Below are 14,659 nucleotides of genomic sequence, written 5' to 3'. Positions count from 1 at the left end.
CACCTGTGGAAATCGCAGCTATGCAAAGAGGGCAAAGGTTTTCAGACGCGTTCCCCTTGTAGTTAACCTAAACATAACATACAAGGAGTGGTTTCGATAATAATTTCGCGTCGCTTTAGAGATCAGCTATCATGAAGAATTTAACCGATGCGGAATTATTATCCTTAGTTCAGCAGGAGAATGATGAGAAAGCGTTTGCCATTCTTGTATTACGTTACAATGTAGCATTGTATAAGTATATCTATACCCGCGTGCGGTCAGAAGATGACTCCAAAGATATTTTGCAGGAAATACTGATCTCCTGCTGGAATAACCGGTACAACATGCAGCAGCCGGACAAGATCTTCCACTACATGTGCCGGGCCGCTTACTATGCTGTCATTGACTGGCAGATTGCGCATAAGAAAATATTAGCGCGGCAGGCCATCCTCCTCGAAAAAGACGAACCCAGTACCTTCCCCGTCGAGAACCAAATGATAGCCGGCGAGATGCGGAAAAAGGTAGATACTGAAGTGGCAAAGATGAATGATACCATGCGCAAAGTGTTCATCTCCAGTCGCTGGGAATCCAAGTCTATCCGCGAAATAGCCCAGGAATACGGCCTTTCCGAGCAGACCGTAAAAAATACCATCTCATTGGCACTCAAACGAATCCGCCTCCGTTTACAAACTGACCATTGGTTATCTGTTTACATGCTGTTAACATTGTGTTTACAATTCCTTAACGGTACCGCCCCTATGAATTAGAGACTATACTGATGAATGGACACATCATCAGACAAAGCAGCGATTATATCGCTTTTAAAAAAGTACAGAGCCGGTGCCGCTACACCGGAGGAAGCTGCCCGGATCAGGGAGTGGTTTGATTCTTTCGAAGCATTACAGGATGATCCTGCATTGACAGATGCCGCGAACGACGCTGCCCTGGAGGCTTTGGAACGCATGTTCCACCCGAAGGTAAAGGTGCGTGTTCTACCCCGCATCCTGAAAATAGCCGCTGTATTGATATTGGTATGTACCGCTTTCCTCTTTATATATAAGCAATTACACCAGTCTCCCGTTCCCATTACCTATGCTTCCCTGCAGGCAGGAAAAGGGGCACGCAAAAAAATCACCCTGCCTGATGGGAGTATCGTTACCATCAATGCGAATTCGGAACTCCGCATCCCGTCGAACTTTGGCGTGAATGACCGGGTGCTGGAACTGACCGGTGAGGCAGTGTTTGATGTAGCGAAAAATAATGCAAAGCCATTTATTGTTCGTAGCGGGAACCTCCAAACAGTCGTATTGGGTACCTCCTTTAACGTGAAAGCCTATCCCGGGGATAATGATGTACAGATCGCCGTGCTGACCGGTAAAGTCAGGATCGAGAAAAAAGCAGCCACCCAAACGACTGTGCTCTCCGCCGGCCTTACAAAAGACCAGGTGCTGACCTACAATGCAACAAAAGACTCCTTAAATATAGGTACCGGTAAGTCGGCCGAAATTGCCGCCTGGCAAAACAACGTTTTCTACTTCGAAAAAGCCGGTATTGCGGAAATAGCCGCGGTTTTAGAGCGACAATACAATATCCATATCACCCTGACAGGGCCCGCCAAAAGCAATTGTAGATACACATTACAGTTGAAAAATGAAACGATAGAGAATGCTATGAGACTCCTTGCTGAGCTCTCAGGTATTACTTATCAGATTGATCATAATGAAATTAAAATCAACTCAGCATCATGCGAATAAGATGTAAAATGCCAACCAATATGACGCGCCGGGCCTACCTGCTGCTCATATTATTGACTTGTCATGTTTTAGGGTTTGCCAACGAACTGCGGAACCGGATTACCGTGCAGGTTCGTGACACCCGTATTAGTTTAGACGTTAAAAACACACCACTTCGAAAAGTATTTTTACTCATTGAATCACAAACCGGCCTCTCCATTGCTTACAATGCTACGCATGTGGCAGACAATCAGTTGATCAGCTACAAAGCTGCTGCCACCCCATTATCTGCCGTTTTACAAGACCTGCTGAAAGGCTATGAAGGTGCGGTGAAACAGGTAGATGACAGCCACATTTTCCTGAAAGTGGAAAAGATCAAAGACGTACCTGTAGTGATGACAGCGGCGGCTACTGCGCCAGCTTCGGTGACTATATCAGGTGTGGTGACTGACGAAAACAACCAGCCTATTCCGGGTGTCAGCATCCACGAAAAAACGAATAAGGTAAATGCGACAACTGATGAAAATGGAAAGTATTCCATCAAAGTAAACATCGGTGATGTACTGGTATTTAGCTTCATCGGGTTCGCCCCACAGGAAGTAACCGTGCGTGCTGAAAACAGCCTGAATGTGCGCCTGAAAGCCCAGAACAGCCAGTTGCAGGAAGTGGTGGCCATCGGTTACCAGTCTGTGAGAAAAAGCGATCTGACAGGCGCCGTATCCAGTGTGAAAGCCAGCGAAATGAACCTGACTTCTCCAACCATCGGGCAGGCCATCGTCGGTAAGGTTGCAGGTGTACAGGTTTCACAGGTGAGTGGTGCGCCATACAAGAGCACCAGGATCCGTGTACGTGGTGTGGGTTCTATGCGTGCCAGCTCTGATCCGCTGTATGTGGTAGACGGTTACCCGCAGGATGTAGATGTATTTATCAACCCCGAAGATATTGAAACCATCGACATTCTCAAGGATGCGGCTTCTGCTGCCATCTATGGTTCCCGCGCATCCGGTGGGGTGGTAATGATCACTACCAAAAGAGGGAAATCAAACTCCAGGGGCAAACTGGAATACAGCTATACGACCGGCGTCAACCAGGTATCAAAGAAAGTGAAGGTGATGAACAGCGATCAGTTCCTGCAACTGATGGTAGATGGCCGGAATGGTACCTACAGGGACCTGATTGAAAAAGCTGGTAACTACACCTGGAATGATAACATGAACAGCGATGACAACCTGACCCGTAATACAAAGGCACCAGGTAATGCTAACTCCACGAATATCGATCCCCGCTATTATGACTTTGCCACGCAAAAGGTCATCCCTTCCAAATATAATACGGACTGGCAGGACCTGATCTACAGGAATGCCTTCTATGGCCGTCATAACTTAGCTTTCTCCGGTGGTAGTGAAAATATCAGGTATTACGTGAGTGGTGGTTACCAGGACCAGGATGGAGTGGTATTGAATACAGGCGTGAAAAAGATCAACCTGCGCATGAACCTGGATGCGACTATCAACCCCAGGTTGAAAGCGGGGGTGAACCTTTCTTATACCAACAACCAGAACCGTGAACTGAGTGAGGGCCGCTGGGATCACAACCCGATCATGACGGCTTTACTGATGCCCCCAAGTGCACAGGCTTTCGATTCCAGCGGGAACCCGCTGAAGTATGAGATCGCATCCAGATCTACCTCTTATGGTTACAACAGTTTCGAAAACCCGGTTGCACTGGCCAAAGAAATTAACATCACCCGCCTGGGCAACCGTAGTAACTACAACGCCTACGCGATTTATACCATCCTGCCGGAGCTGACGGTGAAAGCGAATATTGGTATGATGAGTTATTCTGAGAAGTATAACATGTATTATCCTACCAGTCTGAGTAGCGGCGCAAGTGCACCGTATTCTGACAATGCAAAGCTGGCTGCTTATGGCATCGCACAGAACCAGGGTACCATTGACCAGCTGGCAGAGTTTATCCTGAACTATAACAAGCATATTGGTAAGCATAATATCGGTGCACTGGCAGGTTATTCTGCACAGATGAACAAGACTGATTATGTAAAGGTAACGGCGAAAGGATTCCAGGATGACCGGATCCAGGAAATTACAGCAAAAGGTGCGCTGGGTACAGATTTTTCCCTGACAGATGCGTATCGGTCCACTTATACGATGATGTCCTATTTTGGTCGTGTCAGCTACAGCTATGCAGAAAAATATTTCCTGACAGGATCTATGCGTACAGATGGTTCTTCCCGTTTCGGTCCTCAAAAGAAGTGGGGTTATTTCCCATCCATTTCTGCCGGCTGGACGGTCAGCAATGAATCATTCTATCATAACTGGCTGGGTGAACAGTCTACCCTGAAATTCCGTGCCAGCTGGGGTTTAAGTGGTAATAACAATATCGGTAATTATCGTACGATGCAGACCATGGCTTCGCCTACAGGTACTGTATTCGGCACAGGATCTGTGAACACCGCTTACTACCCGGGTGGCTTGCAGGACCAGAGACTGGGCTGGGAATCTACTTCCCAGTTTAACACAGGCCTGGATATCGGGCTCCTGAAAGGTCGTTTGAACATCATTGCCAACTATTATAATTCTAAATCCTACAACCTGTTATTCCAACAATCTATTTCTGCCATCTCCGGTTCTACTGAGATCCTGACCAACCTGCGTCATTCAAAGATCCGTAACAGGGGGGTAGACCTCCAGGTAGATGCACGGGTAATCGATGCTAAGAAATTTCACCTGGGTATGAGTGGTAATATCTCTATCAATAAGAATAAGGTACTGGATATGGGTGGTGGTAGTACCATCATCTCTGCTGGTGCGGAACGTTCTTATAAAACACATATTACACAGGAAGGTCAGCCGGTTGGTATGTTCTACGGTTTCCAGGTAGAACGCGTAGCGAGAGAAAGCGATGTGGGTAAGGTAGCGGAATCTTCTGCTAACTCTACCAAACTGAGAGCGGGTGACCTGATCTTTAAAGATGTAAACAAAGATGGTGTGGTGAATGATAATGACAAGACCGTGATCGGTACGCCGTATGCGAAGTTTACCTATGGTTTTGCAATCACTGCCAGTTATCAGCAATTCTCCTTCTCTTCTTCCTTCAATGGCGCTTATGGCAACAAGGTACTGGATGGACAGGATTATTACCTGTACAACATGGAGGGGTCCGGTAACCAGTATGCGGATGCAGCTGGTCACTATGTAAACGAAGCGAATCCGGGCAACGGGCATGTGTTCCGTGCATCAAGAGGGGGTACCCAGAGTAACAGTACCCGCCTGTCTACTTTCTACCTGCAGGATGGTTCCTTCTTCCGTTGCACCAATGCCACACTGGGGTATGATATTAAGTCAGCCCTGCTGAAAAACCGCTTAGGGCTGAGCAGTGCAAGAGTATTTGCCAGTGTAGACAACCTGTTTACTATTTCTAAATATAAAGGTTACAATCCTGAAGTGGATTACAATGATGGTTACAACCTGACGCCAGGTGTTGACTATGGTAAGTATCCCCTGGTACGTGCTTATAATGTAGGTGTGAAGGTAGGCTTCTGATCTTTTTATTTTCAAAATTATTCAACATGAAACGAATCTTTTTAGCAATAGCAACATGTGCAGTACTGGGCTCCTGTAGCAAGGATTTCCTGAACCAGTCCGATCCCAATAAACTGACGGTAGACAATTACTTTGCCACGGAGAATGATGTACTGCTTGCTGTAAATGGTGTGTACCAGTCGCTCAGAAGCTCCGACTGTATTGGTGAAAACAGTGGTCTTTACCTGGAAGAGCGCTCAGATAATACGGGCAGAAATGATTATGCCAACTCCGGCGAGCCTTTTCAGTTCAATGATTTCTCTGTACTGGCAAGCAATACCTGGGTGAAGTCACACTGGTCCGCTTTGTACCAGACTATATCCCGTGCAAACGTGGTATTGTCTAATATAGACAAGGTGCCTTTCACCAGCAATGATAAGAAGAACGGCTACATAGCGGAAACAAAGTTCCTGCGTGCACTGATCTATTTTCACCTGGTACGCCAGTGGGGGGCGGTGCCGCTGGTGACTACGCAGCTCACTACTTCAGATGAAGTGACTGCTTATACCTACCGTGTGGCAGATACGGTGGTGTATGCCCAGATCATCACAGACCTGAAGGATGTGCTGGCAAGTGGGCTGCCTGATTTCCAGACTGGTGATAAAATTGGCCGCGCTTCCAAAGCAGCTGCCAATGGTTTGCTGGGCCAGGTATACCTGACCATGGCGCGGACGGTGAATGATGGCCAGACTACAGCGCACCTGCAGGATGCAAAGACTTACCTGGAGGCCTGTTATAATAAGCGTAAATTCGGTCAGCTGAGCGAAATCCCCTATGCAGATGTATTCGACGTGGCGAAGAAAACAACTTGTCCTGAGCTGATCATGCAGATCGTTTACAAGCAGGGGGATGCGACGTATTCTTCTTCTATCGCGGCCAATAACCAGGCGGCGGGTCAAACCATCAATTCACAGAAGAAGGCCACCGGTATTGGTGGCAATGTAACCCCTGACCTGATCGATGATTATGAGAGTGGTGATCCAAGGATGACTTATTCTGTGAAATTTGCGGATACGCTGATTGTAAGAGATTACTTCATCACCAAGTTCCGCGATGTATCTGATGCTGCGGGTACAGCAGGTTATGGTGGGAACGACTGGATCCTGATGCGCTATGCGGATATCATTCTCATGCTGGCAGAAGTGAATAATTACCTGGGGGATGAAACCACTGCGATTGCATACCTGAACCAGGTGAGGGCAAGGGCTGGGATGTCTGACTACGCAACTGCATTGCTGAATGCCAGCTACAAAGCGAAGTATCCGACACTCACACTGGCCATCCTGCATGAAAGACGAATTGAGCTGGCATTTGAGAACCAGCGATGGTATGACTTGCTGAGAACAATGACGACCGATGAGCTGATTACTTATTTCCATGCAAAGAATGCATCGAGATATGGTAATGCGGTACCGCAGCATTTCTCCGCCAAAGACAGGTATTACCCGATCCCTTACGATGAGTACAAACTGAATCCAACCGGGATGTACCAGAACAGCGGGTACTAGTAGTTTACATTTTCCCCCTTATATTTGAGCATGGGGGCCGGCTGTAACGGGCTGGCCCCCTTTTAAATTTTATCAGCCATGTATAAACGGTTTTTGTTATCCTTTTGTCTGCTGACAGGTGGCAGACAATTATACGCGCAGCCGCAACAGCGGCCCAATGTGATCATTGTGCTGGCAGATGATATGGGGTATGCGGATCTCAGTTGTTACGGCAACCCGCTGATCAATACACCATTCTTAGACCATATGGCAGCTATCGGGGTGAAGGCGAATAACTATGTAGTGACATCACCTATCTGCACACCATCGAGGGCGGCCCTGCTCACGGGGCGTTACCCTACCCGCTATGGCTTGCCGGTGCCGGTAGGGCCGGGTGCGGACCATGGTTTGCCGCGCAACGAGGTGACCCTGGCAGAGATGCTGAAAACTACAGGATATAAAACATATATCGTAGGTAAGTGGCACCTGGGTGATAAGGATAGCAGTTTGCCCGGTGCACAGGGTTTTGATCAGTACTATGGCATGTTGTATAGCCATGATTACAGGGCACCGTATGTAGGCACGGATACCACGATCAAGATATTCAGGAACCGTACGCCGGAGATCATACAACCGCAGGATAGTGACCTGACAGACTTATATACAAAGGAGAGTATCCGGATCATCCAGGCGCAGCAAAAAGGACAGCCATTCTTTTTATACCTCGCGCACAACATGCCGCATTCGCCGGTATGGTATGCCGCGCAGAAGCATGTTGCGCAGCACTCTGCCGGTGGTGAGTATGGAGATGTGATAGAAGCGATGGACAGGGGGATTGAGAAAGTATGGAAGGCATTGGAAGAAAAGGGCCTGGCGGATAATACCATCTTTATATTCTCCAGTGATAACGGGCCCTGGATCAATTTGCCGGATCGTGTGTATGCAGATAGTGTGACGACAAAATACCACACTGGTTCCACAGGTGTATTCAGGGGGGCAAAATTCGATACCTATGAAGGAGGAGACCGTATGCCGTTTATTGTGTACTGGAAAGGACACACGCCGGCAGGAAAGGTGATAAGAGATCCGTTCTCCTGCCTGGATATTATGCCTACACTGGCCGCATGGACCCATACCAGACTGCCACAAACTACGCTTGATGGAGAATCAGTGACGGACCTGCTTTCCGGTAAAGCGCCAAAGGCCGCGCATCAGCCAATTTACTATGTGAACGTGGTACCGGAGGTGGTGAAGGCAGGGGAGTGGAAACTGAGGAAGACGAAAACAACACTGGAGTTGTTTAACCTGGCCCTGGATCCGGGTGAACGAGTGAACCTGGTGAATAAATACCCGGAGAAAGTGAGGGAATTGCAGGTATTGCTGGATAAGTATCCGGGATGATGCTGACGAAGATTGTTATGCAGATAGGTATAATAGATTTTTTATATTATAAATTTTATATACCTTCGCCAGCATTGTTAAACCAATACTATAAAAACCTCACTAGATGGGACAAGCGAACTTACCTACGTTCTTCAACCGCCACGATTATTTCATTGACGAGAAGGTCGGACTTTTTAAATTTTCTAATGCCTATAAAGTTTACGACGATCAGGGCCAGCAAATCGGAAACATCCAGCAAACCGTACCAGCATGGCACAAACTCCTGCGTTTATTTCTGAGCAAGGCCGTATTTCCGTTTACGCTGGATATTAAGGAAATGGACAACAAGGTGGTGGCACAGATTCACCGTGGCTGGACATTCTGGATGTCAAAAATTACCATCATGGATGGAGATGGTAACGTTATTGGCGGTATCAAGCATAAGTTTAAACTTTTCAAACCTTTATTCCACATCACGGATCAAATGGGTATTGTGATTGCTGAGATCAAGGGTGACTGGAAGGCATGGAATTTCACAATTGTGGATGCAGGTGGGAATGAATTAGGACAGATCACTAAGAAGTGGGCTGGCGTGATGAAGGAAGTATTTACCACAGCGGATAAATACCGCGTCACTATTGGAAAAGAATGTCCTGAAGATCTGAAAAAGATTGCCATCGTCGCTGGCGCAATCACCATCGATATGGTGTTAAAGGAATCAAAATAATTTAAATTTTGTGTGGAGGCCAGGCAACACCTGGCCTTCTTCTTACCCCGTTGACCCTTCCTCTCTACATTTTGTGTTAAAATAGTACCACCCTTATATACTCTGGCATTTTCTTTGAATTTAATGGCTGAACCCGTCCTCCATTGGAGGCATCTTTATTGATAATCCATTAACCAGATGTGAACCATGAGTAATGTTGTTAAATCCCCGACTATGTGCATTGGCATTGGCTGCTCGGCAGGTGGTCTTGAACCTGTCTGTGAAATATTTCAACACCTGAGAGAAAAAACAGGCGCAGCTTTTGTGGTGATACCACACTTATCAGCCGAGTATCCAAGCCGTTTCGGCCACATTCTGCAACGGTTTACTGATATGCCGGTGCATCGTGTGACCGATACCGTGATCATGCAACCCAATAATGTATATGTATTGGTAGAAGGAAAAATGATGATTGTTGAAGATCATGTGTTGCGTGTGAGGAAGCGTTATTCCCGTGAAATCATCAATAAGTCAATCGACATCTTTTTCAAATCAATGGCGAGGTGTTATGATGAGAATGCGGTGGGCGTTATCCTGTCCGGTATGGGTACCGACGGGATAGAGGGCATTAAGGCCATTGAGGACCGGCATGGACTTGTGCTGGTGCAGGACCCGGAATCTACAGATTTCAATATCCTGCCCCAGACAGCGATTATCAGGGATGATCCGCATGCGGTATTGCCGCCACCTGAGATTGCGAAGTTCCTGCAACGGTACCTGAAAACGGATAAGCGAATGATTTGAGGCTATTTTTATATATCTTTAACGATTTATATAGACACAAGTCAAATAAGTTTGTATGCCTGACATGCATCAAGATGCTGAAAGTAACCGGCGTAAATTCGGTGCGGGGCCTAATGCTGCATTAAAAAGTATTCTGTCTATCCTGTCCGAGTTTTCGGGAGTAGATTTCTTGCAGTACAAGCTTTCCACCATTACAAGACGGTTGCAACGCAGGATGTCATTAATGAACATTCCAGGTTTTGAAGAGTATCTAACATTAATAAAAGATAATGAGAACGAACAAAATGTAGTATTTGCTGAACTGTTAATTCATGTATCGTCGTTTTTTCGGGACCCCGGCAGTTTTGAATACCTCTTCAGAACTATCCTGCCACAGGTAACCCGGCAGGCAATAGATGGGGAGGACCAGGTACGTATCTGGGTGGCAGGTTGTGCTACCGGGGAAGAAGCCTATTCTATCGCCATCTGTCTCTGTGAGATCATGGGGCAGGAAAGCTTTTCTGAGAAGGTAAAGATCTTCGCTACCGATCTCTCTGATGCAGTGATTGCCAAAGCGAGGAAAGCTGTGTACCCTAAGACACAGATGGCTGGCGTTTCTGATGCACGGCTGGAAAGGTTTTTCAGGGAAGTGGAACAGGGCTATGAAGTGGTGAGCTACATCCGTGATGTGTGTGTATTTGCATCGCACAACATGCTCACTGATCCTCCCTTTGCAAAGCTGAATCTGATCAGCTGCAGGAATGTACTGATCTATATGCAACCCGTTCTGCAAAAGAAAATGCTTAGTATTTTCAACTACGCGCTGAAAGATAAAGGCTTCCTCTGGCTGGGCAAATCCGAAACCAACCGTTCGCCGGATCTGTTTGAAATGCCTTCGAAAAAAACCAAGGTCTATTTAAAAAAGAACGTAGATAAGTGGACGCTGAGAAGTGCGTTCCCCACTAATAAAAAAATCAAGCACATGACACCCAGCTTCGACCAGGAAAGAGATGAAAATGTAGATGCACAGAAGGCGGCTGATAGCATTATCCTTTCCATGTTTGCTCCGTCTGCGGTATTACTCAACGAGCAATTCGATATCATCGAGTTCCGTGGGGTAACGATGCAGTTCTTCGAACATGGCCCGGGTAAAGCCAGTCTGAATATCCTGAAACTAGCCCACAGGGATCTTGTTCACAGTCTGCGCAGTGCGCTCAACCAGGCACAGACAGGCAAAAGAAATGTAAAGAAAGAAGGGATCACCATTTCCGTCGTATCGGGCCAGCTCACCGTTGGCTTTGAGATCGTGCCCATCGTCAACCTGCACGAAACTTACTACCTCGTAATTTTTAATCACCAGGCGCCCGAACCATACGTGATCGCCGATCCGAAAAAAGCGGAACCGGTATCGGATAGCACCGATGATAAAACGCTGCGCGTATTGCAGATGGAGAAAGAAGTGCAGCGCTACAAAGACGAGCTGCGCGCTGTGGCGGAAGCATACGAGGCGACCAACGAAGAACTGCAGTCTGCCAACGAGGAACTGAAAAGTCTGAACGAAGAACTGGAAGTATCACAGGAAGAATTACAGGTGATCAACGATGAACTGAGCACCCGCAACAACGACCTGCTGGAACGCAATAACCAGTTGAACAATGCGCGCCTGTATGCAGAAGCCATTGTGAATACCGTGCATGAATCTCTCGTGATCCTGGATGCCAATATCCGGGTGGTGAGTGCCAATGTATCTTTTTATCGCTTCTTCAAAATAGACCGGAAAGAAACAGAAGGTAAGATCTTCTACGAACTGGGTAACAAGCAGTGGAATAATTCTGACCTGCGTACCCTGCTGGAAAACCTGCTTTCTTCCAGGACACCGTTTATCAATTACGAACTGACTCACAAATTTAATACGATAGGGGAGCGTACCATGTTACTGAATGGTCAGCTCATTACCTCCCAGGACCTGAAGGAAGACCTGATCCTGCTGGCCATCGAAGATATTTCTGAGGTGAGAGAGGCGCGGGATAAGATTGCCCGCAAGCAGGAGCAGGTACGCATCAATGAAGAACGCCTGCGCCTGGCCCTGGATGGTACCAAAACAGGTACCTGGGAATTCAATCCCTCCACGCGGGAAATCCTCTTATCTGACAGGAGCCGGGAGCTGTTCAACATCAGCAGCGCTGCACCTGTGGAATACGATACTTTCATCAAAGCCATTCATCCTGCAGACGCAGAGGTGGTGCAGGGATCCATCCAGGCAGCACTGGCAGGTATTGACAATGGACAGATCAATATCGACTTCCGGGTCACCGCCAGCGAAGACAAGATCAAATGGATCAGTTGCAAGGCTCAGGTATTCTTCAATGAGCGCATTGCCGCCCGCTTACTGGGTGTAGTGACAGATGTGACTGAAGCTAAATTGTACCAGCGCCATTTGCAGGACGTGAACAACCGGCTCAATTTTGCTCTGGAAACGGGCAAATTAGGCTCATGGGAGCTCAATACCGAAACTGGCGTACTATTATGCAATGATCTTTGTAAAGCGAATTACGGGCTCCCTGCGAGCGCTGAAGTGACCATCGATAAATTACTGGCCGCCATCCATCCGGAAGACCGGAACCGGGTACGGCAGGCTTTGGATATTGCCATTGCCACACATACCCTCTTCTCCGAAGAATACCGGATCAAAGGGCAGGACACGGCCGTTCGCTGGGTAATGGCCCGGGGCCAGTCTGTCATAGATGAGCAGACGAGTGTGAGGCACATGATCGGCATCACCCAGGATATTACCGAACGCAAGCAGGCGCAATTGCACCTGCAGCAAAGCGAAGCCTACTTCAGGATGATTGCGGATACCGCACCGGCGATGATCTGGATTGCGGAAAAGGACGGATCTTTTTCATTTTTCAATAAGGCCTGGCAGAAATACACGGGCCGCTCTCTGGACCAGGACAAGGACAAAGGCTGGTACGAGATCATGCATCCCGAGGATATTGACAAGTGGAAGATCAATTTCAGCCGTTCTTCGAGGGATAGGCGAAATTTCTATGCTGAGTTCAGGCTGAAAAGGCAGGATGGAACGTATCACTGGTTGTCCTGCTCCGGCATTCCCCGCTTTACTGCCCAGGATGAATTTGTGGGCTTTATAGGTGCCTGTGTGGACATTGACGACCAGAAAATGGTGGAAGATGCCCTGGAAAGAAAGGTGCGGGAGCGTACGATTGCCCTGGAAGAAGCGAATGTGAACCTGTCCAAGCGGAACCACGAACTGGAACAGTTTGTATTCATCACCTCCCATGACCTGCAGGAACCGCTGCGCAAGATCCGCCTCTTTGCAGACATGCTCGAAAGTGTAAAGCCTGGCAATAATAAAATTGATACGGGATTGTACCTCAGCAAGGTGAAACAGTCTGCTATCCGCATGTCGGACCTGATCCGTGACCTGATCGCGTATTCCCGCCTGGAACTGGGGGAGAATGCGTTCCTGCCGGTAGACCTCAACCTGATTGTGGCCAATGTGACGGAGGATTTCGAACTCCTGATCCGGGAAAAGCAGGCCTTAATGGAAATCAGCGAACTACCGGTGCTGGATGCAGTACCCCTGCAAATGAACCAGCTGTTTTATAACCTGATCGGCAATGCCCTGAAATTCTCTAATCCCAGCGATACCTGCCGCATCACCGTGAGCGCAAACAAGCTGACGGTGGCGGATATGGACGATTACCCGCACCTGAATAAAAATACCTCCTGGTACCGGATCATCGTGGCGGATAATGGGATTGGATTTAACCAGTCTTATGCCGATAAACTGTTTGTAATTTTCCAGCGCCTGAACCAGAAGGAGAAATTCGAGGGCACAGGCATTGGTCTGGCTTTATGCCGTAAGATCATGGACATACATAATGGTGATATCCAGGCATTTGGGGTAGAGCACCAGGGGGCAGCCTTCCATATTATCATTCCGGAAGTACAGCCATAAGGGCTTTTGCCTGCGGTCAATAGCGTCTATAATAAAAAGATAACATATCCACATTTGTCGATTTTATCCACCCGGATACAATAAATCCCCGTTTGAGACGTAAAATATAGCAGAGGTTTAAATAATATTAACAAAGCCCTGGTAATCATTATATATTATTATTGTAAAATTTAATATAATTTTGCGTAATTTTCATTCTGATTACAAAATTTGACACTGGTTGGGCAATAGTGATTGAAAATGACTATGAGCCAGACCTACCCATATAGCTATGAGGCCTATCCTATGTCTATTTTTTATTATCGCGCAGTTGATCGTCCGGGGACAGTCACAATCGTCGCCTCCGGCTGCATCACCGCCACCGGCTGCTTCGCCTGCCGCTACAACACCACCTGCGGGCGGTGGACCTGGCAGCACGAATCCGCCAGCACAGCCTGCGCCCGTAGTAAGAAAAGGAAACTTTGAGACGGAGTTTAAAATGAAATCCGGGAGCTACCTGGGATTTGGACAAGTTAACCTGGGGCTGGGGGAGGTAGCAGTCAAGGTGACTGTTTTTTGTGAAAACAAACAATCGAAAGGTTCAAGGCTTGAATTTAGAATCAACAGCCCTAAAGGAAAGAAAAGTCGTCGGATAGGTACCCTGAAGATCCCATATACCGGAGATACCACCTATAATCTCAAAATGACTGGCAATTCTAAATACTCATTTGGTGTACATGATCTCTACCTTGTAGCAAGGGGGAGTCAGTTCAGTATTACTGCTATTTCGTTCGAGACGGATTATTAACCCCTATGCTTGTCAAAGAAATTATTCTTCCTTAATTATTTTTTTCTATTTTGGGATTGAGTTTATCAACCCGGATTTTTCATTTTTAAAACTGTAGCGAAAACCTGATTCACCAGCCAGCGTCATGGCCAATAATTTCATTATTCATTCACTCTAAAACCACGTTGTGATGATCATTCAAAAAAACAGCGTTTAGCGCATGTGTGCTATTTCGTTT

Annotated in this window: 9 protein-coding genes; all 9 read left to right on the top strand. The window is 47.2% G+C overall.

What is annotated here, in order from left to right:
- Window positions 1-131: 131 nt before the first annotated feature.
- The 9 genes from U0033_RS04025 (at window position 132) to U0033_RS03985 (ending at window position 14,442) form a co-directional block, all read left to right on the top strand.
- On the top strand, window positions 132-746 hold the full coding sequence (locus U0033_RS04025; RefSeq protein WP_072364148.1) for an RNA polymerase sigma factor: 615 nt from the start codon (window positions 132-134) through the stop codon (window positions 744-746).
- Between the two features lie 15 nt (window positions 747-761).
- Window positions 762-1,733, top strand: coding sequence for a FecR family protein (locus tag U0033_RS04020; protein WP_072364147.1), 972 nt, complete (start codon window positions 762-764; stop codon window positions 1,731-1,733).
- A gap of 20 nt (window positions 1,734-1,753) precedes the next feature.
- Window positions 1,754-5,275, top strand: coding sequence for a SusC/RagA family TonB-linked outer membrane protein (locus U0033_RS04015; protein ID WP_072364210.1), 3,522 nt, complete (start codon window positions 1,754-1,756; stop codon window positions 5,273-5,275).
- A gap of 26 nt (window positions 5,276-5,301) precedes the next feature.
- On the top strand, window positions 5,302-6,822 hold the full coding sequence (locus tag U0033_RS04010) for a RagB/SusD family nutrient uptake outer membrane protein (protein WP_072364146.1): 1,521 nt from the start codon (window positions 5,302-5,304) through the stop codon (window positions 6,820-6,822).
- A gap of 78 nt (window positions 6,823-6,900) precedes the next feature.
- Window positions 6,901-8,202, top strand: a complete 1,302-nt coding sequence (locus tag U0033_RS04005) for a sulfatase-like hydrolase/transferase (protein WP_072364145.1) — start codon at window positions 6,901-6,903, stop codon at window positions 8,200-8,202.
- Between the two features lie 106 nt (window positions 8,203-8,308).
- Entirely contained in the window at window positions 8,309-8,911 is a 603-nt protein-coding gene (locus U0033_RS04000) for an LURP-one-related/scramblase family protein (RefSeq protein WP_072364144.1), read from the top strand.
- A gap of 213 nt (window positions 8,912-9,124) precedes the next feature.
- Window positions 9,125-9,694, top strand: a complete 570-nt coding sequence (locus U0033_RS03995) for a chemotaxis protein CheB (protein ID WP_177318686.1) — start codon at window positions 9,125-9,127, stop codon at window positions 9,692-9,694.
- 55 nt (window positions 9,695-9,749) lie between these two features.
- Entirely contained in the window at window positions 9,750-13,655 is a 3,906-nt protein-coding gene (locus tag U0033_RS03990) for a CheR family methyltransferase (RefSeq protein ID WP_072364142.1), read from the top strand.
- 271 nt (window positions 13,656-13,926) lie between these two features.
- Window positions 13,927-14,442 carry a carbohydrate-binding protein gene (locus tag U0033_RS03985; RefSeq protein WP_083571752.1) on the top strand — a complete coding sequence of 172 codons (516 nt, stop codon included), beginning with the start codon at window positions 13,927-13,929 and terminating at the stop codon, window positions 14,440-14,442.
- Window positions 14,443-14,659 lie beyond the last annotated feature (217 nt).

This window comes from Chitinophaga sancti, assembly GCF_034424315.1.
Classification (GTDB): domain Bacteria; phylum Bacteroidota; class Bacteroidia; order Chitinophagales; family Chitinophagaceae; genus Chitinophaga; species Chitinophaga sancti.
This window is presented reverse-complemented; position numbering and strand designations above follow the sequence as displayed.